Source organism: Ruegeria sp. CDSB114 (assembly GCF_059611025.1).
Window position 1 is genome coordinate 613700 of the sequence record NZ_JBXWOT010000001.1, and the last position, 19172, is coordinate 632871.

General features: G+C 55.0%; 20 protein-coding genes and 1 tRNA gene. 12 read left to right on the top strand and 9 right to left on the bottom strand.

Annotated features, from left to right (window positions below):
• Positions 1 to 35 precede the first annotated feature (35 nt).
• Positions 36 to 632, top strand: a complete 597-nt coding sequence (locus AC2FIP_RS03065; protein WP_496785135.1) for a histidine phosphotransferase family protein — start codon at positions 36 to 38, stop codon at positions 630 to 632.
• Here AC2FIP_RS03065 and AC2FIP_RS03070 read toward each other — a convergent pair.
• The 9 genes from AC2FIP_RS03070 to AC2FIP_RS03110 all read right to left on the bottom strand — a co-directional run bounded on the left by AC2FIP_RS03070 (position 629) and on the right by AC2FIP_RS03110 (position 8044).
• Complete coding sequence (locus AC2FIP_RS03070) at positions 629 to 1891, bottom strand: glutamate-5-semialdehyde dehydrogenase (protein ID WP_496785136.1); 1263 nt, start codon at positions 1889 to 1891, stop codon at positions 629 to 631. The two genes, AC2FIP_RS03065 and AC2FIP_RS03070, sit on opposite strands and share 4 nt — an antisense overlap.
• Positions 1892 to 1915: 24 nt before the next feature.
• On the bottom strand, positions 1916 to 3022 hold the full coding sequence (gene proB / locus AC2FIP_RS03075) for a glutamate 5-kinase (RefSeq protein WP_496785137.1): 1107 nt from the start codon (positions 3020 to 3022) through the stop codon (positions 1916 to 1918).
• Positions 3010 to 4044 (bottom strand): GTPase ObgE, encoded by a 1035-nt coding sequence (gene obgE / locus AC2FIP_RS03080; RefSeq protein WP_496785138.1) that lies wholly within the window; start codon positions 4042 to 4044, stop codon positions 3010 to 3012. The genes proB and obgE overlap by 13 nt, the downstream gene beginning before the upstream one ends.
• Before the next feature lie 37 nt (positions 4045 to 4081).
• Positions 4082 to 4618: a GNAT family N-acetyltransferase gene (locus tag AC2FIP_RS03085; protein ID WP_142633834.1), complete on the bottom strand. Its 537-nt coding sequence runs from the start codon at positions 4616 to 4618 to the stop codon at positions 4082 to 4084.
• Positions 4615 to 5223 carry a LysE family translocator gene (locus tag AC2FIP_RS03090; RefSeq protein WP_496688076.1) on the bottom strand — a complete coding sequence of 203 codons (609 nt, stop codon included), beginning with the start codon at positions 5221 to 5223 and terminating at the stop codon, positions 4615 to 4617. The genes AC2FIP_RS03085 and AC2FIP_RS03090 overlap by 4 nt, the downstream gene beginning before the upstream one ends.
• 93 nt (positions 5224 to 5316) lie before the next feature.
• A complete protein-coding gene (rpmA, locus tag AC2FIP_RS03095; protein WP_120635433.1) occupies positions 5317 to 5586 on the bottom strand; it encodes a 50S ribosomal protein L27 in 270 nt (89 codons plus the stop codon).
• Between the two features lie 11 nt (positions 5587 to 5597).
• Positions 5598 to 6215, bottom strand: a complete 618-nt coding sequence (locus AC2FIP_RS03100; RefSeq protein ID WP_496688073.1) for a 50S ribosomal protein L21 — start codon at positions 6213 to 6215, stop codon at positions 5598 to 5600.
• Positions 6216 to 6425: 210 nt separating this feature from the next.
• Entirely contained in the window at positions 6426 to 7223 is a 798-nt protein-coding gene (locus AC2FIP_RS03105) for a DUF2059 domain-containing protein (protein WP_496748959.1), read from the bottom strand.
• Positions 7223 to 8044: a DUF2059 domain-containing protein gene (locus AC2FIP_RS03110; RefSeq protein WP_271948056.1), complete on the bottom strand. Its 822-nt coding sequence runs from the start codon at positions 8042 to 8044 to the stop codon at positions 7223 to 7225. Before AC2FIP_RS03110 ends, AC2FIP_RS03105 begins: the two co-directional genes overlap by 1 nt.
• 144 nt (positions 8045 to 8188) lie before the next feature.
• Here AC2FIP_RS03110 and AC2FIP_RS03115 point away from each other — a divergent pair.
• The 11 genes from AC2FIP_RS03115 (at position 8189) to AC2FIP_RS03165 (ending at position 19090) form a co-directional block, all read left to right on the top strand.
• Positions 8189 to 8278, top strand: a tRNA-Ser gene (locus AC2FIP_RS03115).
• A gap of 344 nt (positions 8279 to 8622) precedes the next feature.
• Positions 8623 to 9144, top strand: coding sequence for a hypothetical protein (locus AC2FIP_RS03120; RefSeq protein ID WP_281972111.1), 522 nt, complete (start codon positions 8623 to 8625; stop codon positions 9142 to 9144).
• A 201-nt stretch (positions 9145 to 9345) separates the two neighbouring features.
• The gene (locus AC2FIP_RS03125) at positions 9346 to 10374 is read left to right on the top strand and encodes an alcohol dehydrogenase catalytic domain-containing protein (protein ID WP_496785140.1); all 1029 of its coding nucleotides are present in this window, start codon (positions 9346 to 9348) and stop codon (positions 10372 to 10374) included.
• A 74-nt stretch (positions 10375 to 10448) separates the two neighbouring features.
• A complete protein-coding gene (locus tag AC2FIP_RS03130) occupies positions 10449 to 11324 on the top strand; it encodes a branched-chain amino acid ABC transporter permease (RefSeq protein WP_496785141.1) in 876 nt (291 codons plus the stop codon).
• Between the two features lie 3 nt (positions 11325 to 11327).
• Positions 11328 to 12425 carry a branched-chain amino acid ABC transporter permease gene (locus tag AC2FIP_RS03135; RefSeq protein WP_142633851.1) on the top strand — a complete coding sequence of 366 codons (1098 nt, stop codon included), beginning with the start codon at positions 11328 to 11330 and terminating at the stop codon, positions 12423 to 12425.
• Positions 12422 to 13186, top strand: coding sequence for an ABC transporter ATP-binding protein (locus tag AC2FIP_RS03140; RefSeq protein ID WP_496691247.1), 765 nt, complete (start codon positions 12422 to 12424; stop codon positions 13184 to 13186). The genes AC2FIP_RS03135 and AC2FIP_RS03140 overlap by 4 nt, the downstream gene beginning before the upstream one ends.
• Positions 13183 to 13956 (top strand): ABC transporter ATP-binding protein, encoded by a 774-nt coding sequence (locus AC2FIP_RS03145; protein WP_496785142.1) that lies wholly within the window; start codon positions 13183 to 13185, stop codon positions 13954 to 13956. Before AC2FIP_RS03140 ends, AC2FIP_RS03145 begins: the two co-directional genes overlap by 4 nt.
• A gap of 5 nt (positions 13957 to 13961) precedes the next feature.
• Positions 13962 to 15848: an AMP-dependent synthetase/ligase gene (locus AC2FIP_RS03150; RefSeq protein WP_496785144.1), complete on the top strand. Its 1887-nt coding sequence runs from the start codon at positions 13962 to 13964 to the stop codon at positions 15846 to 15848.
• Positions 15849 to 15877: 29 nt separating this feature from the next.
• Positions 15878 to 17038 (top strand): ABC transporter substrate-binding protein, encoded by a 1161-nt coding sequence (locus tag AC2FIP_RS03155; RefSeq protein ID WP_496688051.1) that lies wholly within the window; start codon positions 15878 to 15880, stop codon positions 17036 to 17038.
• 144 nt (positions 17039 to 17182) lie between these two features.
• Entirely contained in the window at positions 17183 to 17848 is a 666-nt protein-coding gene (locus AC2FIP_RS03160) for a YrbL family protein (RefSeq protein WP_496785145.1), read from the top strand.
• A gap of 153 nt (positions 17849 to 18001) precedes the next feature.
• Positions 18002 to 19090, top strand: a complete 1089-nt coding sequence (locus AC2FIP_RS03165; protein ID WP_496785146.1) for an SGNH/GDSL hydrolase family protein — start codon at positions 18002 to 18004, stop codon at positions 19088 to 19090.
• Positions 19091 to 19172 lie beyond the last annotated feature (82 nt).

The following is a 19172-nucleotide window of genomic DNA, read 5'->3' on the forward strand; positions in this document are numbered from 1 at the left end:
CTCCGGTCCGGCGGCAGATACAGCAGGAGGTACGCATGAGCGACTTGGACGTCAACCTGGCCGAACTGATCGGCTCGCGGATCTGCCACGATCTGATCAGCCCGATCGGGGCGATCACCAACGGCTTGGAGCTGCTTGAAATGGTTGGCGCGGTGCAAGGCCCCGAGATGGAACTGATCGCGGGAAGTGTCGGCAGCGCCGGCGCACGCATCCGCTTTTTCAGGGTCGCTTTTGGGTCGGCCAGCGATCATCCCCTTGGGCGGGCCGAGGTTTTAGAGCTGTTGAATGATGTCGAACGCGCAGGTCGTGTTCGCGTCAACTGGAACCTGACCGAAGCGGTACCGCGTAATCAGGTGAAACTGGCCTTTCTGGCGTTGATGTGCTGCGAAAGCGCGATGCCATTTGGCGGGGATGTAACGATCGTAAACGATGGGAAGAACTGGTCTGTGACAGGGACCGCGGACAAAATGAAGCTGGAAGCCGAGCTATGGAAGAACCTGCACAGCGGACGGTTTACCAACAAGGTCACCCCGGCGCAGGTTCAATTTGCGCTGCTGCCTGAATCCGCATCGTCGATGGGACGGCGGGTCGCGACCGATACGGCCTCAACCCGCGTCGAAATCCGGTTCTAAGACCGAACAGTCCCAGAACCGCGCACCAGATACTGAAAACTGGTCAGTTGAGCCGCCCCTACGGGGCCGCGCGCGTGCATCTTTCCGGTGGCGATGCCAATCTCGGCCCCCATGCCAAACTCACCGCCATCGGCGAATTGGGTTGAGGCGTTATGCATCAGGATCGCGCTATCAAGCCGTTCAAAGAACCGGGCAGCTGCAGCGGGATCCTCGGTCATGATGCAATCGGTATGGTTCGACCCAAACCTGCGGATATGCCCAATGGCGGCGTCGATATCAGCCACCGGCTTGGCCGCGATAATACTATCCAAAAACTCTTTGCCCCAGTCATCAGAAGCGGCCGCGATAGTGCCATCAACGGCCAAAGCACCTTCGGCGTGCACTTCGACACCTGCGGCCATCAGCGCCGATATGACATCCCGTCCCAGCGTTTCAGCGATATCCTGATGGATCAGCAGACATTCGGCAGCACCGCAGATTCCGGTACGACGGGTTTTGGCGTTCAAAACCACCTCGAGCGTCTTTTGGGGGTCAGCGGCCTTGTCGATATAGATATGCACAATGCCTTCCAGATGGGCAAACACGGGCACGCGGGCCTCGCGCTGGACTAGCCCGACCAGCCCTTTGCCTCCACGGGGAACGATCACGTCGACATAATCGGTCATGGTCAGGAGTTCCTGAACCGCCGCCCGGTCGCGGGTTGGGATAAGCTGAACGGCATCCTCAGGCAGGTTCGCCGATTTCAGACCCTGAACCAAACAGGCATGGATGGCTGTCGAGGAATGGAAACCCTCTGATCCGCCACGCAGGATGACCGCGTTCCCGGATTTCAGGCACAACGCTCCCGCATCCGCCGTGACATTCGGGCGGCTCTCATAGATCACGCCGATCACGCCCAGAGGCGTGCGCACACGCTGGATGTTCAGGCCCGAGGGCATGTCCCATTCGGTCAGAACCTCACCAACAGGATCGGCCTGCTCTGCAACGGCGCGCAGCCCGTCGACCATGCCCTGAATGCGGGCCTCATCCAGCATCAGGCGATCCATCATCGCCGGGCTCAACCCTTTGTCGCGCCCGAATTCCATATCTTTCTTATTGGCCGCAATGATCTGTTCACGATTGGCCCAAACGGCATCGGCGGCACCGATCAGGGCAGCATGTTTACGCTCGGCGCTTGCAAATGCCAGCTCGGCAGCGGCGGCCTTGGCGCGTTTCCCAAGATCGGTCATCAGGTCGGGGATGCTGTCGAAATCCTTCATCTCAGGTGCCTTTCAGTCAATTTGTCAAACAGCCAGATCATCGCGGTGGATCAATACCGCGCGGCCAGGATAGCCTAGAGTGGCTTCGATCTCGGTCGATTTACGCCCCTTGATAGCGTCTGCTTCTTGCGCGGTATAGCGGCTGAGCCCCTGCGCAAGCCGTCGCGCCTGTGGGTCCATGATCGAAACAGGGTCACCGCGCCCGAAATCTCCGGACACTTCGACTATTCCTGCTGGCAACAGGCTTTTGCCATTGCTCAGCGCCCGCGCGGCCCCCGCGTCTACAACGATCTCACCCCGGGGTTTCATCGCTGAAATCCAGCGTTTGCGTGCGGCATGCGGGTCAACAGTCGCGATGAACCATGTGCAGTTCGCGCCGTTTTCAAGCGTTTTCAACGGGTTCAGAGGGGAGCCTTCGGTGATCGCCATGTCGCAACCAGCAGCCGTGGCCATTTTCCCGGCCAGCAGTTTGGTCTTCATCCCGCCTTTGGATAAGCCGGACCCTGCGTCGCCTGCCATCGCCTCAATCTCGGGCGTGATGTCTTCGATGATGTCAAACCGCTTGGCCGAGGCATCCTCATTTGGATTGGCCGAGTAGAACCCATCAACATCCGACAACAGGATCAACTGGTCGGCGCCAACAGTGACGGCAATCTGTGCCGCCAGCCGATCATTGTCGCCATATCGGATCTCATCAGTGGCGACTGTATCGTTCTCATTGACAATCGGAACGACTCCAAGCCCCAGCAGCGTTTCCAAGGTGGCGCGTGAATTCAGATAGCGACGACGATCGGCGCTATCCTCCAGCGTAACGAGCACTTGTGCAGTAGTAATGCTGTGAGGCGTCAGCGCTTCTTCATAGGCGCGGGCCAGCCGGATTTGCCCGACAGCGGCGGCGGCTTGCGACTGTTCCAACGGAAGCGTGGCCATGGGCAGACCCAAAACGCCACGCCCCAACGCGATTGACCCCGATGAGACCAGGATGACGTCGGTCCCCTGCCCCTTTAGCCATGCGACGTCCTCAGCAAGCGAATGTAACCAATCAGATCGCAGCAACCCTGTGTTCCGATCCACCAGCAAGGCGGATCCGATCTTGACCACGAGGCGTTTGGCTGCGGTCAGGGTTGCCAAGGCAGTTCCTCCTCGGCGGGTTTCTGAAGTACGCGGTCATCGTCGATCTGACTGCGCAAGGCCCGCAGGACGTCGGTTACGCCAAGATGCGCGACACCTGACATGGCCATCACAGGGCCACCAACGGCCCCTTCTAGCTCGGACTTTGCCAGCTCTCGTTCCTCGTCATCCAAGGCGTCGACCTTGTTCAGCACAGTGATGCGAGGCTTATCGGCCAATTCTCCACCATAGGCTTCGAGCTCGTGAATGATCGTACGGTAGTCTTCTGCCACTGTCTCGGAAGTGCCATCGACCAGATGCAGCAATACCGCGCAGCGTTCGACGTGGCCCAGAAAGCGGTCTCCGATCCCGCGTCCTTCATGTGCGCCCTCGATCAGACCGGGGATGTCGGCCACCACGAATTCCACATTGTCGACACCCACCACGCCCAAATTGGGGTGCAAGGTGGTAAAGGGGTAATCGGCAATTTTGGGGCGTGCGTTCGATGTCGCAGCAAGAAAGGTCGATTTGCCGGCATTAGGCATCCCCAACAGGCCGACATCGGCAATCAGTTTCAGGCGCAGCCAGATCGTGCGGTCGATACCTGCCTGACCCGGATTAGCCCGACGAGGAGCCTGGTTAGTGGCCGATTTGAAGTGCAGGTTGCCAAAACCGCCATTGCCGCCCTTGGCCAGCAGGACCCTTTGGCCCACCTCTGTCAGATCGCAGATGACGGTTTCTTCGTCTTCGTCCAGGATCTCAGTGCCGACCGGGACGCGCAGAATGATGTCATCACCATCTTTTCCGGTGCGCTGCTGCCCCCGGCCAGGCTGACCGTTCTTGGCAAAGAAATGCTGCTGGTAGCGAAAGTCGATCAGGGTATTCAACCCATCCACAACTTCGACCCAGACAGAGCCACCTTTACCGCCGTCCCCGCCATCGGGACCGCCGTATTCAATGTACTTTTCGCGCCGAAAACTGACGCAGCCGCCACCGCCGGCCCCGGACCGGATGTAGACCTTTGCAAGATCGAGAAATTTCATGACTGTCCCCTACTGCAAAGGCCCCACCGGCCACAAGTCAGAGTTTTTTACTGTATGTCCAAGTGGGCACGTTCGCATCACGCGCCACCGAATAGATTTCGGCATCACCCAGGTATTCGAAACCACAATGCGTCAGCACCCTGGCTGAGGCTGGATTGTCCTGAAATACGCTTGCGAACATCGACGTGTTTTCAAGCGGATTGGCGACAACCAGTGCTTCGACCGCCAGAGATGCGATCCCGGTGTTCCAATAGACAGGAGCCACCCAATAGCCGACCTCGGATTGGTTGCGATCCAGGCGTTCCAGCGAGATCAGGCCTATCAGCTCCGGACCGCCATCCTTGGTCGCGTCCATCGCCCAGACATCCTCGCTGCGGTCTTCGGCCATGGACCGGGTCACAAAGGCCTCAACCGCGCCGGGCGGCAAAGGGTGCGCAATCCTTGTCGTCATACGCGCAACCCGCTCATCTCCGGCATAATGTTCGATGAGACCCAGATCCGACCGGCGCAGAGGGCGCAGATCGAACCGCTCGGTTTCTATGACCGGCTGGTTTATGATCGTCTCAAGTTTCATAGGTGCGTTCCTCCTCCGAACAACACAAAAAGTACAGACGCAACAGTGAGACCTGCTAACGTCCACATCAGATATTTTTCCATCGGCCGACCTTCAACCGCGTGGGCAATTCTATCCCCGGCAAATGTCCAGATTGGATGAAGAATCACCTGACAAATCAACAAACAAGCCGCGATTGCCAGCGTTGCCTCAAAAGTTGGTGTTCCGACGGCGACAAACCCCGTGAACCCCGCAACGATCATGGCCCAGGCTTTGGGATTGAGCGGATGAACAATCAATCCAGCCAGAAACCCTGGCGCTGCGCCATCAGCCTCTTGCCGGGACAGCCGCGTGTTGGCGATCTTCCAGGCCAGCCACATGATATAGGCCGCCGAGGCGTATTTCAGAACAGCAAACACCGCCGGCGCCTGATCCGCCAATTGCAGCAACCCAAAGCCCACCGGCCAGATGATTAGCTGCTTGCCCAGAATGACGCCGCCCACAAAAGGCAGCGCTGCCCGAAACCCGTAACGCGCACCGGTTCCCAGCAGGACCATATTGGCCGGTCCCGGCGTGCCGACCTGACTGGCGGCAAAGATCAGGAAACTGGTGGTTGCGACTGTCATCGGACTGTTTGATCGAACCTGCGTTAAAACGAGAAAAGGGACCGGCATTTTCTGCCGGTCCCCCAAGAATTTTCAAACCTTATGGGTTTCGGCTTACTCTGCGGCCTCCGCCACTGGCAGGACCGAAATAAAGGTGCGGTTTTTGAGGCCTTTGTGGAACTTCACAGCGCCATCAACAGTTGCAAAGATGGTGTGATCTTTGCCAATGCCTACGCCTTCGCCCGGCCAGAACTTGGTGCCGCGCTGACGCACGATGATGTTGCCTGAGATGGCGGCCTGGCCACCATACAGTTTCACGCCAAGGCGGCGACCAGCTGAGTCGCGACCGTTACGGGAGGAACCGCCAGCTTTTTTATGTGCCATTCTCTCTCTCCTTAGCCTTTAGCAAGCTCTTTGGCCTGCTCAACCCATTCGGGCTTCACTTTGACCGTTTCGATAGCAGCAATCTGCTCGTCCGACAAGGCGGCCAGAGCGGCAAAGCTCTCGATACCGGCCTCGTTCAGCTTTTTGGCAGCGGCTGGGCCGACACCGTTCAGCGCGGTCAGATCGTCTGCAGCAGCAACAGCGGCAGGCGCCTCTGCTTTTGCTTCAGCTTTTTTGGCGGGCTTTTTTGCCACTGGGGCAGCTTCGCCAGCCGGTGCGGAACCAGTTGCAGCTTTGATGCCCGACTTGTCTGCGCCCGACGACAGGATGTCAGTGATTTTGACCAGAGTCAGTTTCTGACGGTGGCCAACGGTACGCTTCGAGCTGTGCTTACGACGGCGCTTGACGAAGTTGATGACCTTGTCACCCTTGATCTGTTCGATCACGTCGGCCTGAACGGCTGCACCATCTACAAACGGTGCACCAACAACCGGAGCGTCACCGCCCAGCATCAGAACATCGTTGAATTGAACTTTTTCACCTGCGTCGGCAGCCAATTTTTCAACGCGGAGGATATCACCCGCCTGAACCTTGTACTGCTTGCCGCCAGTCTTGAGGACCGCAAACATGCGTCTTTCCTTTGTCTAACCCGCGTTCTGTGGTCCCCTTGCGGGTGTTTTCGGCCTCAGCCACCTCGAACAGCGCGCCCTTTTTCGGGCTGTGTGAATGACCCATGGATCAGCCCCTTGGGTCAATAATAACGATACCCGGCGCGGAGAATCCGGCCGGGATGGGCGCTTATCCAAAGATTGCAGAGGAAAGTCAACATGAAATGGCGACTAAAGATCAGAGCCCTGTAAGACAGCCGCAACCGCCTTTCCCAGATCGTAATAGATCTGATCATACATACTGTCGAAGCTTTCGAACAGTGAGCTGTTCAGCGCTTGCCCTGTATCCGTTCGAGAAAACGCGATGTTCTTGCGCATTTGGGCGTTGCTCAAAGGGTTATAGGCCATCAACAGAAAGGAATACAGCCAGGTTTCTGTCTCTTGCTCGATCCCGTCCTTTTGCAGCAGAAGGTTGTCCAGAAGGTCGCTGTCATCGAGAACTTGGCCGTCATTTATCCCCCTGAAAAAGTTGTAATCCGCGCTCAAAGCGCTCCGCACGTTCTGTTTGATCAGGTCGTTGGCCAGTATGTACTCTTCGACCAGTTTGAACTGCATGCTGTCTTTGGTGTTTTCGAAATAGGCCTGTTTTGCCAAGTCTTCGATTGCCGGATCAACAAATGCAAGCCGTGCGGAATTCTCAAGGGAAACGATGGTCTGGCCAAGATCGCTTTCAAAAAAGGCGATGGCGCGTTCCAAATGCACTTCATCCAGGCTTTGCCGGAATCCCTGGACCAACTTATCATACATCCAATCGGGATCATAAATCGCCTCGACCCGAGTTTCGAACAGAGCGCCACCGTTGCCATCCAACAAAGTGGCGTCCATCTCTTGGCTCATCTTTCCGCCTTCGGACAGGAGGATTTCGATCAGGTTCTCCAGACGCATTGCCTGCGCCAGCCGATCCGCTTTTTCCACGGCGCCGGATGATGTGGCCCAGAAGATCAGGGCAAAAACGATCAGAATGCGCATCAGATGTCCTGTGCGGGGTGAAGCTCGGCCATTTTGGTTGCCAGGACTTCGAATTTCATAGCCATTATCTCATACTGAATGGCGTTCAAAAGTTCGTAGACTTCCTGCATTAGAGGCTGTTCCAACGCCTCGACATAGGTGATGACATCCGCATCCGAGAAATCCTGATAGGTATAAGCAGCACCGGCAAGTGCAGAAAGCTGTAAGGCCTGTCGCATCCCGGTTTCGTTCTGTTTCATCATTGCGCGCAATTCATCTGCATCCAACTGCAGTTCGATCACACCTGAAGCGCTGGCGGCGAGGAGGAACCGGATTTGTATTTCCTGAAGGGCGCGCAAAGAAGTACCGCTTGAGTCGATGGCAGTGTTCATCCTTTTTAGACTCTCAACACGTTGAGAGCCTTCCCGGACAAGTTGAGCGACTATCTCTTGGCCCTGCTGTTGTTTTGCTTCGTCATCCTCGATCAGATGGGAAGCGTTTTCAGCAGAGACCAGTCGTTGACCCAGATCTGATGCATAGAATTCTACCGCGTGATTCAGCGCCTGATCGCTGAGCGTCTGCTCTAAAATCGAAACTGCAGTTTCATGCATGTCTTTGGTATCGAACACCTCTTCGGTCAGCCGCGCCCAGTCCGACCCGAATCCATCGGGGTCAAAACCCAGCATCTGAGGTGCCGAGGCCGAGGCCAGAGCAATACTTTCAAGGGCAACGTCGAAACCGGTCGTGGTCAAGAATGCCTCGATCCTATCGCGCCCGGCAGCGGATGCCGGGATTGGCAACATGAAAACTGTGAAAAGAAACAGCGAAAGGGCGGTGGTCATGTGGTGCGTAAAATGTCTCATGTACAGAAGCCTAGGGGTTTTGCGGCATCTGGCAACGGAAAATCCTGGGATTGATAAATTATGAAACTTTCTGCTTGCACCCCCGGGTGTTCATCACTAAATCCCCCCCTCACAGACCCCCGCGGAGAGGTGCCGGAGTGGTCGAACGGGGCGGTCTCGAAAACCGTTGTGGGTGCAAGCCCACCCAGGGTTCGAATCCCTGTCTCTCCGCCATCAGCCATTCAGCGCATGATTGGTAACCAGCTTTCCGAAATTTTGCTCAAGCACCTGAAATGCAGGTCTTTGTCGCCTTATTCGCTTTGCGCGCCTACCTACGAGAATTCTTAGCCTCTGTGCTTTCCTGTCGAACAGGCATTTGTGCGACCCTGTGGGTTGGTTGACAAGAATGACATCTCGGCCACTGGTTGTTCAACGTTGGCGTGTTATTGCCATGGGATCGGCCCAGATCGGCGTACACTGGCTCAATCCCTTGTTCTGAGAGGATGTTCCACGAATTCCCCTTTCCAGTCCGCTAGTTTCCCCCCATCTCGGCGACACATATTTCAAAGGAGAATCCCATGTCGCGTATAATCTTGCTAGGGGTCGTCGTCGCCGGCGTTGGCGCCGCAATCTATTACTATCTGAATCAACCTGCCGCACCGGTCGAACAGCCGCAAGCCGCCGCTGAAGAAACCGGAAACGCCGTGTCCGAAGCCGTAGAATCGGTTACTGAACAGGCTGGCGAAGCTGCGTCTTCCGTTACGGAACAGGCGGCTGAAATCGTCGAACAGTCCAGCGAAGCCGCGTCTGACCTAGCCACTCAAGCCGGTGAAACAGCGACTGAGCTGGCCGATCAGGCTGGAGAAGAGGTCGCTGCCCTCACCAACCAGGGGCAAGAGCTGCTGAATTCCTGGGTTGAGAGCGGCGCTATGAGTGTTGATAACTTTGACTATGACGCCATGGTGGCCTCAGTTCAGGAAAGCACACTGGCAGAAGAACTGAAGGTAAAAGCGGTTGGTATTCTCGATGATATCAAAGCCTCACCTGCAACAATCGCGCTGAAAATTCAGGAACTTCAGGCCCTGTTGACTGGTCAGTAAGAATTAGAAAGACCGCCGAAACAGGCGGTCTTTCCCTACGTCAAAGAATAGTTCGATTGACGCGCCTTTGGCCATTTGCTTGGCTGATCTGAACACATATGCCACGGTTGATGTCGATCATGGCCATTATTTTCGAAATTGTTGGTTCGATGCAATCAAGCAGGACCCGACAGTTTCCTATCGTTCAGAAAAGGTACGATCATGACCCCCCTTCCCTCTTCCATGTTTGCGATCGTTCAAACTCATCATGGGTATTCGGGTAAAGCCACTGGTCCCAACATCCAAAATGCGTCTGATTGGCTGGCCGAAACGGAAATGCCTGTGCCCGAGCCGGGCGCAGGACAGGTTCTGATCCGCCTGAGGGCATCATCGGTTAATCCGTCCGATCTGCATTTTATCAAGGGTGAATACGGGCAGCCTAGGGTAAAGGGGTCTCCGGCCGGGTTTGAGGGATGTGGAGACGTCGTCGCCACCGGGGCCGGAGCCGAGGGTTTGCAGGGACAGCGCGTGGCATTCATGGCCACTCATTCCGGTGCCTGGGCCGAGTACGCTCTGACCGATGCACAAATGTGTATTCCACTGCGCCCGGATATCTCGGATGACGATGGGTCAGCACAGATTGTGAACCCGATGACGGCCATGGCGATGGTCGATCTGGCGCGTCAGGCCGGAGATGCTTTTATCGTATCTGCCGCAACCAGTCAGTTAGGCAAGCTTATGTGCAGCCTCGGTCGCGATCTTGGGCTCAAGCCGATTGCGATCGTGAGACGCGCTGAGACCGTTGCTGCATTGAAAGAGCTGGGCGCGCATGACGTGCTGGTAACATCAGACCCCGACATGCTGCAGAAATTCGCAGCGCTTAGCAAAGAGCCTAAACCTCGGGTCTTTTTGGATGCCGTCGCCGACCAGATTTCCGAACAAATTTTCTGTGCGATGCCGAATGGTGCGCGCTGGGTGTGTTATGGCAAGCTCAGCCCTGAACTGCCCAAACTAACGCAGACGGGACAGCTCATCTTTATGGGTAAGAAAATCGAAGGGTTTTGGCTGACACAATGGATGACAGCGACGCCTCGCGAAGATGTGGTACGTGTCGTTGCCGAGGTTCAGGCCCGCTTTGCGGACGGGCGTTGGAAAACAGATGTTTCGGAAAAGCTCACATTAAAAAATGTTATGTCCGGGCTGGTCGATGCACTGCAAAAGAGTGACGGAAAGGTAATTATCACGCCATAGTAGTACAAACCCCGGGCTAAGGAGGAGGCCCGGGATCTAAATGAACCCGGAGCAACCGGTATAGGGAGGTGAGTTTGGATAATGCGCAGCTGCTGATTAGCGGGCTGGCGAATGGCTGTGTCTATGGGCTGATCGCGCTCGGATTTGTTCTGATTTACAAGGCGACCGAGGCAGTGAACTTCGCACAGGGTGACCTCATGATGCTGGGCGCCTTTGTTACCATCGGGCTTACAAATGCCGAATATATGGGGCTGCCTTTTTGGCTAGCCTTGCCGATCTCGTTGGGGATCATGGGCGTGCTGGGGTACTTGCTGGACCGGTTGATCATTCGGCGACTTTTCGGGGAAAGCCAGACGGCTGTGGTCATTCTGACCATCGCCCTGGGCTTTGTAATCCGATTTGTCGCTGGTCTGATTTGGGGGCACGAACCGCAGACGCTGCAGAATCCACTGGCCGGAAAAGAAGTGCGTTTTGGTGGCCTTGTACTGGGGATGGAGGACGTGGCGGTTATTGTCGTTACCGTTCTGCTGACCTGGGGGCTGTACCAGTTCTTCAGTCGCACCAAGCTTGGGCTTGCAATGCAGGGTGCCTCACAAAATCAGCTGGCGGCCTATTATATGGGAATCCCGGTAAAACGCGTGCAGGGTTTCATCTGGGCGTTGGCAGGCGTGGTTGCGGGTATCGCAGGCATTTTGTTTGCCGCCAAAGGATCCGTGGACCCGGCAACAGGACTTCTGGGCATTAAGGCCTTCGCCGCTGCGGTCATTGGCGGATTCGGAAGTTTACCTGGAGCATTGGCCGGAGGTTTGATCGTTGGCGTAATCGAACCGTTTGCCAGTCGCTATATCGCTGCTGGGTACAGTCAGATTGCACCTTATGCGCTGTTGTTGGCTGTCCTGATCTTTCGCCCCAATGGGCTGTTCAGCCAAGTTAGGGTCAAAAAGGTTTAAGCGATGCGGATCATTTTCAAGACCAGTTACATGCAAGATATCCGGCCTTGGAAAGACCGGTATCAACTGAGCCTATACCTGATCCTTCTAGGCGTCGTGATCGCCGCTCCATGGTGGTTGGACGCATTCTATCTGGGTGAGCTGACAAATGTTTTGATCTGGGCGATTGCAGGTCTTGGGTTGATGATACTGACCGGCCATACCGGACAGGTCAGCCTTGGGCATGCGGCTTTTCTGGCCTTTGGGTGCTATGCGAATATCATCTTGATTGAGGCAGGCTTGCCATTCCTGCTGGCCTTCCCGATCGCCGGTATCCTGACCGGGATAGCAGGGGTGACCGTTGCTATCCCGGCCCTGCGCCTTCACGGTATCTACCTGGCAATCTTTACCATGGCCCTATCGATCCTGATGGATGACGTGATTGTCCTGGCCGAGCCGATCACCGGCGGGGTCGCCGGTAAATATATCGGCGGGGTCGAGATATTTGGATTCATGGTCGATCGCTGGGCTACGCCGGTCCAATTCTTCTGGCTGGTGCTTGCAGTCGCGGTTCTGGTCACTCTGGGCTATATCAACCTGCTGCGCGCACCGCTTGGGCGCAGTTTCATCGCCGTGCGAGATTCTGAGGTCTCGGCCCAGGCGATGGGTGTTGATATTGCGCAAACCAAGATGATCTCATTTGCCCTGTCCTGCGCTGTGACCGGCTGGGCAGGTGCTCTGATGGGTATGTTCTCGGGCGCGTTCAATAACGAGACATTCAGCGTCCTAATCTCAATTCAGTTGCTGATGATGATCGTGATCGGTGGTCTGGGCTCAATCCACGGGGCATTCCTGGGCGCTGTCGTCATAGGGTTTCTGCCGCAATTTTTGTCGATCGCAAAAGAGTATGTCGGCGCAGTTTTCGGGGGCAGCACCGTCGCAATTCCGGGATTGGAATTTGGAATCTTCGGCATGATCCTGATCGCCTTTATCCTGTTTGAGCCCATGGGGATGTATGGACGTTGGCTGAAAATCCGGACATGGTTCGAACTGTTTCCCTTCTATCGCAAGGACATGTTCAAACGTCAGAAATCCTATCTCAAGACGGAGCGTCTGAGATGAGCCTGCTTGAATTTAAGAATGTCACCTTGAAATTTGGTGGCGTCACGGCTGTGAACGACCTGTCCTTTTCAGTCGAAGACGGCGAGGTTTTTGCCATAGTCGGCCCCAATGGCGCGGGTAAATCGACCGTTTTCAATCTGATCTCGCGCTTTTATGAACCAATAGAGGGTTCAATCCGGTATGACGGGCATGACTTGCTGCAGGTGAAACCGTCCGGCGTTGCAGCTTTTGGTGTTGCGCGGACGTTTCAGAATATCGAACTGTTCGAACACGCCACTGTTCTGCAGAACCTGCTGGTCGGGCGTCATCGGCACCGCAAGACAAAACTTTTATCCGAGGTGCTGTTCCTGCCGTCGGCCCGGCGGCAAGAGATCGAAAACCGTGAAAAGGTTGAAGAAATCATCGATTTTCTTGATCTGCAGGCCTATCGCGACAAGATGATATCAGGCCTACCTTACGGTGTGCGCAAAGTGGTTGAAGTTGCCCGCGCCCTGGCCACCGATCCCAAGTTGTTACTGCTGGATGAACCGGCCTCGGGGCTGTCGGTCGAGGAAACGACCGATATGCGCTGGTGGATAGATGATATCCGGCGGCAGATGGGGATTACGGTGCTGATGGTCGAACATGACATGGCTTTGGTCTCGGGCGTCTCGGATCGGGTCCTTGCAATGGCGGATGGGGCAATGCTCGCACTGGGAACTCCTGCGCAGGTGCAGTCACACCCGGCAGTGGTTGAGGCCTATCTGGGGAAAGTGTCATGAGCGATCCGATCCTGACCATTCGCAATGTCGAAAGTTTTTACGGGCCAATCATGGCAATCCGGGGCGTGTCGCTGGATGTGCATCCGGGTAAAATCGTGTCGATCCTTGGGGCCAATGGGGCCGGCAAGACTACATTGATGAAAACCGTGTCCGGCGTAATGGACCCGGAAAAGGGCAAGATCAGCTTTGACGGGGTCGAAATTCAAGGGGCTGAGCCACATAAAGTTGTGCAGAAAGGCGTCGTCCACGTACCCGAAGGGCGCGAAGTATTCCCCCTTTTGACCGTGGATGAGAACCTGAGTCTCGGGGCCTATACCTCGTCGGACCGGGGGCAAATTGATCATGATCGCGATCTGGTTTTTTCATACTTCCCGATCCTGAAAGAACGCCGCAATCAAGAGGCGGGGACCTTATCCGGAGGCCAACAACAGATGTTGGCAATCGGGAGGGGGTTGATGGCAAATCCAAGGATCATGTTACTGGACGAACCGTCTCTGGGCCTGTCCCCTTTGCTTGTGCAAGAGATTTTCGGCATCCTGAAGCGCCTGAACGACGAGCAGAACATGACGATGATGCTGGTTGAGCAGAACGCCAATGCTGCGCTGGAACTGGCCCATCACGGCTATGTCATGGAGGTTGGGCGCATTGTCATGGATGGTGCCGCGGATGAACTGATGCGGTCAGAAGATATCCAGAATTTCTATCTGGGCGTGCAGGAAGAAGGTTCGCGTGAAAACCGTCGCTGGAAACGCAAGAAGACGTGGAGGTGAGCAGCATGAATATAAGCACCCTGCCCTCTCAGATCATGATCAACGGTGTTCAGTACAACGCAAATCCCGGTCAGCGACCGGTCTATGTGGACGAATGCACAACCATCGGGCAACTATTTCAAAAGCGTTGTGCCGATTTGGGCGCGCGTACGGCGCATCGTGAAAAGGATTTCGGTATCTGGAAATCCTATTCCTGGGCGGATTACTGGCAGCACGCGAAATGGATAGGCCTCGCCCTGCAAAAGCTCGGTTTGAAACGCGGTGAGGTCGTATCGATCCTGTCCGAGGACCGAAAAGAATGGGCTTGGTTCGATATGGGCATTCAGGGCGTCGGGGGGATCGCCTCGGGCATCTATACGACGGATTCGGCCGCGCAACTGAAATATCTGATCAATGACAGTGGCAGTCGTTTTCTGGTGGTCGAAAATGAAGAGCAGTTGGACAAGTTCCTTGAGGTCGAAGGTGATCTTTCCAATCTTTTGAAGGTTATCATCCTTGAGGATGAAGGTCTGCATGACCTGGACCATGACCGCTGCATGTTGATCGGCGATCTTTATGAGCTAGGTCAGCAAACCGAGCGTGAAGAGCCGAACCGCTTTGACGCCGAAATCGCGCTTGCATCCCCGCAGGATACCGCTCTTCTGGTTTATACATCGGGCACGACCGGCATGCCAAAAGGCGCAATGCTGAGCCACGAGAACATCCTGGCCGCAATCGAAGCCGGCGCCCATTCCTTGCCCGCATTGGAAACAGATGAACAGCTGTGCTTTTTGCCGCTCTGCCACATCCTCGAGCGTGATGTTTCCATATATTTCCCGCTGGCAACGAAATCTGTCGTCAACTTTGCCGAAAGCCCCGAGACTGTTTTCGCAAATCTGCAAGAGGTTTCTCCTTCGACGTTTACGGCGGTCCCGCGTGTCTGGGAAAAGATCTATTCTCAGGTTCAGATCATGGCCCAGGATGCAACCTCGACCGGGCGCGCGGCCTTTGGAATGGCGGTAAAGGCGGGTCTGGCACGTGCCGAATATATCCTGGCGGGCAAGCCGGTCCCGGCCAGTGTTGCCGCGCAGTACTGGTTTTGGGATCGTTTGGTTCTGCGTAACCTGCGCCGGATGCTGGGGCTGGACAATATGCGGCGCGGTGGAAGCGGCGCCGCCCCGATTTCGGCGGATTTGCTGAAATGGTACTGGGCCATTGGTGTACCTCTGGTCGAAGGTTTTGGTATGACCGAAACATCGGGCCTGGCAACATTGAATACACTTGGAAACAACAGGATCGGAACCATTGGAAAGGCTGTGCCCGTTAATGACGTCCGTATTTCCGAAGGCGGAGAGATTCAGCTTAAAGGGCTGAACATCTTTCAAGGTTACTGGCGAAACAACGCCAAAACAGCCGAGACTTTCACTGCGGATGGTTGGTTGCGTACTGGTGATATGGGCCAGATCGACCAAGACGGTTTCGTGACCATTACGGGCCGCCTCAAAGATCTTATCATCACGGCGGGCGGCAAAAATATCGCCCCGGCCGAGATTGAAAGCCGTCTCAAGTTCAGCCCGTTTATCTCGGACGCAGTTGTAATTGGTGATAAGCGCAAGTTCCTGACTGCACTAATCATGATTGATCAGGAAAACGTGGAGAAATTTGCGCAGGATCGAAAGGTCCCCTTCTCGAATTTTACCTCTCTTTGTGCCTCCGCCGAGGTTCGGGACCAGATCAAAGACGAAGTGGGTGCCGCAAACAAGGATTTCGCACGGGTTGAGCAGATCAAGGATTTCCGCCTGATAGATGTTCTGCTGACGGCAGATGATGACGAACTGACGGCCACAATGAAGCTCAAGCGCAGCTTTGTGGAAAAGAAACACGAACATCTTATTGAAGACATGTACAATTAGACAAAACGTTATCCAAAGGGAGGATTATAATGAGGAATCTGATTAAACGGCTGTCCGCTGCCACAGTTTTGACGGCTGTCGCGACACTCTCCAGCGCTCAGACACAGGGTGTTACGGATGATGAGATCGTAATCGGCTCGGTCAATGATCTGAGCGGTATCTTCGCCGCTGTTGGTGTCCCAGCCACCAAAGGCGCCAATGTGGTGTTCGACCGCGTGAACGCTGCAGGTGGTGTTCACGGTCGGACCATCCGTTTTGTGGTTGAGGATAATGGCTATCAGATGCCGCGCGCGATGCAGGGCTACAACAAGTTGCTGAACCGCGACAAGGTGTTTGCGATGTTGCAATCTCTGGGTACGCCGATGAACCTGGCCGGATTCAAACTGCTGGATCCCAAGGGCATTCCGAATGTCGCGCCTTTGACGTCGTCGCAGAAAATGCTGCAAGAACCAGTGCGCAACAAATTCACGTCCTTTTCCACCTATTTCGATCAGGCGCGTGTCGGCGTGAACTATCTGGCCGGCGAATTCGGATCGCAAACAGTCTGCACCATGTATCTGCCCACCGATTTCGGCGAGGAGATTCTGGAAGGCAGCAAGGCGGGTGCCGAAGAGGCTGGGATCGGATTTGGCACAGAAACCACCCACAAGCCCGATGAGACCGATTTCGTGGGCTCTCTGAGCAAGCTCAGAGATGAAGGCTGCGACATCGTCACCATGGCCCTTGGGGTTCGGCAGGCGATCACCGTGGTTGGCACCGCCAAAAAGATGGGTCTAACGGATATGAAATTCTTGGGAACATCAGCCAGCTTCCTGACCGTCGTTGCCCAGGTGCCGGGTGGCGTGACGGATGGTTTTTATGCCGCCGCCTCATGGCTGGACTTGTGGGCCCGCGCGGATCAACCGGCCCCTGCAGCCTTCATCGAAGAGTATAAGGCTGCAACAGGCGAAGACCCCGTTGGATTTGCGATGTTGGGCTATTCTGCGGCTGAAATGATGGTTAAGGCGCTGGACGCCGCTGGCCCCGATCTGACTCATGACAGTTTTATCGCTGCGATGGAGACACTCGACTACAACGACGAACTGGTTGGAAATCACATCTCGTTTTCGCCGGACGACCACCAAGGTGCCGACACGGTGTTTGTGAGCGTTGTTGAAAACGGTGCTTGGAAGCTGGTCCACGAAGAGTAACGTCTGAAAAACAGAGTTTGATCAGCATTCAGGCGTTAGAAACCATGAGCCGTCCGTTCCAATACGGACGGCTTTTTCATTTTGTTTTGGGCTATCCACCTGCGGATAATTGGTTCCAATGCAAAACCACTATAGTTAGGCGAAATGGAAAAAACTCGAATCGAAAATCTGTTATCGTTGAAAGATCGTAAGATCATCGCGCAGGGTAATCGGCAATTTGTCTATCAACACCCTGATCTGCCGGACACTCTGCTGAAGATCCCGCAACCTCAGACGATAGATGACGAAGCTCATCTTGTGACGGATACCTGGTTTGATCGGATGTTTCGACGCTCGACGGCGTTCAAAGGATTTCTGCGCGAGTTTCACGAGTCGTTTGATCTTATGGTGCGTCACCAGAAATCCGCTGCCCCTATCCCCGTATGTGAGGTGCGAGGTGTGGTTCAGACGGACCTGGGTCTGGCGCTTATGTACGAGCGGATTTCCGAGCCTGACGGACAGCTATCGCCCAGTCTTATTGGCTTGGTCCAAAGCCGTCACCTTAAGCCGCATCACTTGGATTCGTTGAACGCGCATTTTGACATTTTGGTCAAAGAGAACGTTTTGGTCAGTAACCAGAACCCCGGCAACATCGTCTATCAGACGCTGGCCCACGGGTCTGGACGATGGGTCTGGATAGACAGTTTCGGAAATAAGCAGGCGATCCCTGTTCGCCGGTGGTTCCCAAGCCTGAACAAACGAAAGATCGACCAGACTCGGCAGAAATTCCTTGCTTTGGCTCAACAGGCTTTAGGACGTGAAACGGACTGACAAATCCGTGTTGGAGTGACTTTCTTTTCGTCTCACGCTTGACGTGTGCGGGCTGTTAATCTCAACATTCAGAAATGTTTTTTGTGCGTCCTCGTCATTACAACGATAACGGGACCAATTCGGTAAATGGTATTCTAGGTAGTTAGATAAAAAATGCGGTCAAAAACTCTGAACTTTCTGATCATCGTAATGATCTCTGCAACGCTTCTTGCTGGTGTGGAGCTGGGCATCCGTTGGCTGTCACCACAAGGCGTTCTGACAACATATCCAGAGGGTGGTCCACTTGGATTGAAGGACCCGGTCGTCGGGCATACGAACAGGCCAAACACCGTCGTCGCCATAAATGCACCAGAATTCACGGTTGAGTATAAAGTCGACGAAAACGGGTTTCGTGAAACCCGCTTTCCAGCCAGTGCATCAGACGATGGAAAAACCATCAAGATCCTGTTGCTGGGAGATTCCTTTACCTTCGGCGCCTCAAATGAGCTGGGCGATATCTGGCCAGAACTCTTGGCCCAGAAGTTCCTGGATCAAGGCATGCCTGTTCAGCTGATCAACGCAGGTGTTCCGGGATATAACACATCTCAACAGGCGCTGTATCTTGAGCGGTTAAGCGAAAAATATGACCCTGATATCGTGCTGGTGACCTTTCTTCCCAATGATATGTTCGCAAATGAGCCCATTCGGACCGTTGATGGCGTTGATGTCGCCTTTAGCGATGTCAGTTCGGTTGTAGGCTCGGGGAATATCAAGAAATCCTCGCTACACTCGGTAACGCTGTTAAAGCGAATGCTGATGGCGAACGATCAGACCTATACCCAACTGTACCTGATGACGCCGCGAAAGGCCTTTTTCACCACCCCGATGAGCGATCTGTTTCAAGCCAAAGTCGAGACGACAAAGCAGGTGTTTTCCCGCATGGCAACCTTCACGCAGTCGCAGGGATCCGAGCTTGTGGTCGTGTCCGTCCCACAGTTGTTTCAGGTTCTTCAGGCCGCGAAAACATCTTCTGATCCCGAGGTCGATCCCGGCCTACCCGACCGCCTGATGGAGGGGATGGTGGCCGAGCAAGGGTTTCAGTGGCACGAAGCGCTGCCCTACCTCGCTGAGGAATACAGCACCAAGGGTGAAGACCTGTATTTCAGATACGATGGCCATCTGAATGCGGACGGCAACAGGGTTCTGTCTGACTTCATGTTCCAGATTCTGGCCCCGCTGATCGAAACCAAAGCAGCTGGCTGAGTTCGACAACAGATTCGGCAAACTAAATCCCAATCAACAAAAGAAAAACGGCCGCAACATTGTGCGGCCGTTTGAAACAGTC

Coding starts and splice junctions, on each gene's coding strand:
- AC2FIP_RS03110 (WP_271948056.1), bottom strand. CDS start 8,044: ATGACCACCGCCCTTTCGCTGTTTCTTTTCACAGTTTTCATGTTGCCA.
- AC2FIP_RS03090 (WP_496688076.1), bottom strand. CDS start 5,223: ATGACAGTCGCAACCACCAGTTTCCTGATCTTTGCCGCCAGTCAGGTC.
- AC2FIP_RS03100 (WP_496688073.1), bottom strand. CDS start 6,215: ATGTTTGCGGTCCTCAAGACTGGCGGCAAGCAGTACAAGGTTCAGGCG.
- AC2FIP_RS03140 (WP_496691247.1), top strand. CDS start 12,422: ATGAGCCTGCTTGAATTTAAGAATGTCACCTTGAAATTTGGTGGCGTC.
- AC2FIP_RS03065 (WP_496785135.1), top strand. CDS start 36: ATGAGCGACTTGGACGTCAACCTGGCCGAACTGATCGGCTCGCGGATC.
- AC2FIP_RS03070 (WP_496785136.1), bottom strand. CDS start 1,891: ATGAAGGATTTCGACAGCATCCCCGACCTGATGACCGATCTTGGGAAA.
- rpmA (WP_120635433.1), bottom strand. CDS start 5,586: ATGGCACATAAAAAAGCTGGCGGTTCCTCCCGTAACGGTCGCGACTCA.
- obgE (WP_496785138.1), bottom strand. CDS start 4,044: ATGAAATTTCTCGATCTTGCAAAGGTCTACATCCGGTCCGGGGCCGGC.
- AC2FIP_RS03165 (WP_496785146.1), top strand. CDS start 18,002: ATGCGGTCAAAAACTCTGAACTTTCTGATCATCGTAATGATCTCTGCA.
- AC2FIP_RS03160 (WP_496785145.1), top strand. CDS start 17,183: ATGGAAAAAACTCGAATCGAAAATCTGTTATCGTTGAAAGATCGTAAG.
- AC2FIP_RS03155 (WP_496688051.1), top strand. CDS start 15,878: ATGAGGAATCTGATTAAACGGCTGTCCGCTGCCACAGTTTTGACGGCT.
- AC2FIP_RS03150 (WP_496785144.1), top strand. CDS start 13,962: ATGAATATAAGCACCCTGCCCTCTCAGATCATGATCAACGGTGTTCAG.
- AC2FIP_RS03105 (WP_496748959.1), bottom strand. CDS start 7,223: ATGCGCATTCTGATCGTTTTTGCCCTGATCTTCTGGGCCACATCATCC.
- AC2FIP_RS03085 (WP_142633834.1), bottom strand. CDS start 4,618: ATGAAACTTGAGACGATCATAAACCAGCCGGTCATAGAAACCGAGCGG.
- AC2FIP_RS03125 (WP_496785140.1), top strand. CDS start 9,346: ATGACCCCCCTTCCCTCTTCCATGTTTGCGATCGTTCAAACTCATCAT.
- AC2FIP_RS03135 (WP_142633851.1), top strand. CDS start 11,328: ATGCGGATCATTTTCAAGACCAGTTACATGCAAGATATCCGGCCTTGG.
- AC2FIP_RS03145 (WP_496785142.1), top strand. CDS start 13,183: ATGAGCGATCCGATCCTGACCATTCGCAATGTCGAAAGTTTTTACGGG.
- AC2FIP_RS03120 (WP_281972111.1), top strand. CDS start 8,623: ATGTCGCGTATAATCTTGCTAGGGGTCGTCGTCGCCGGCGTTGGCGCC.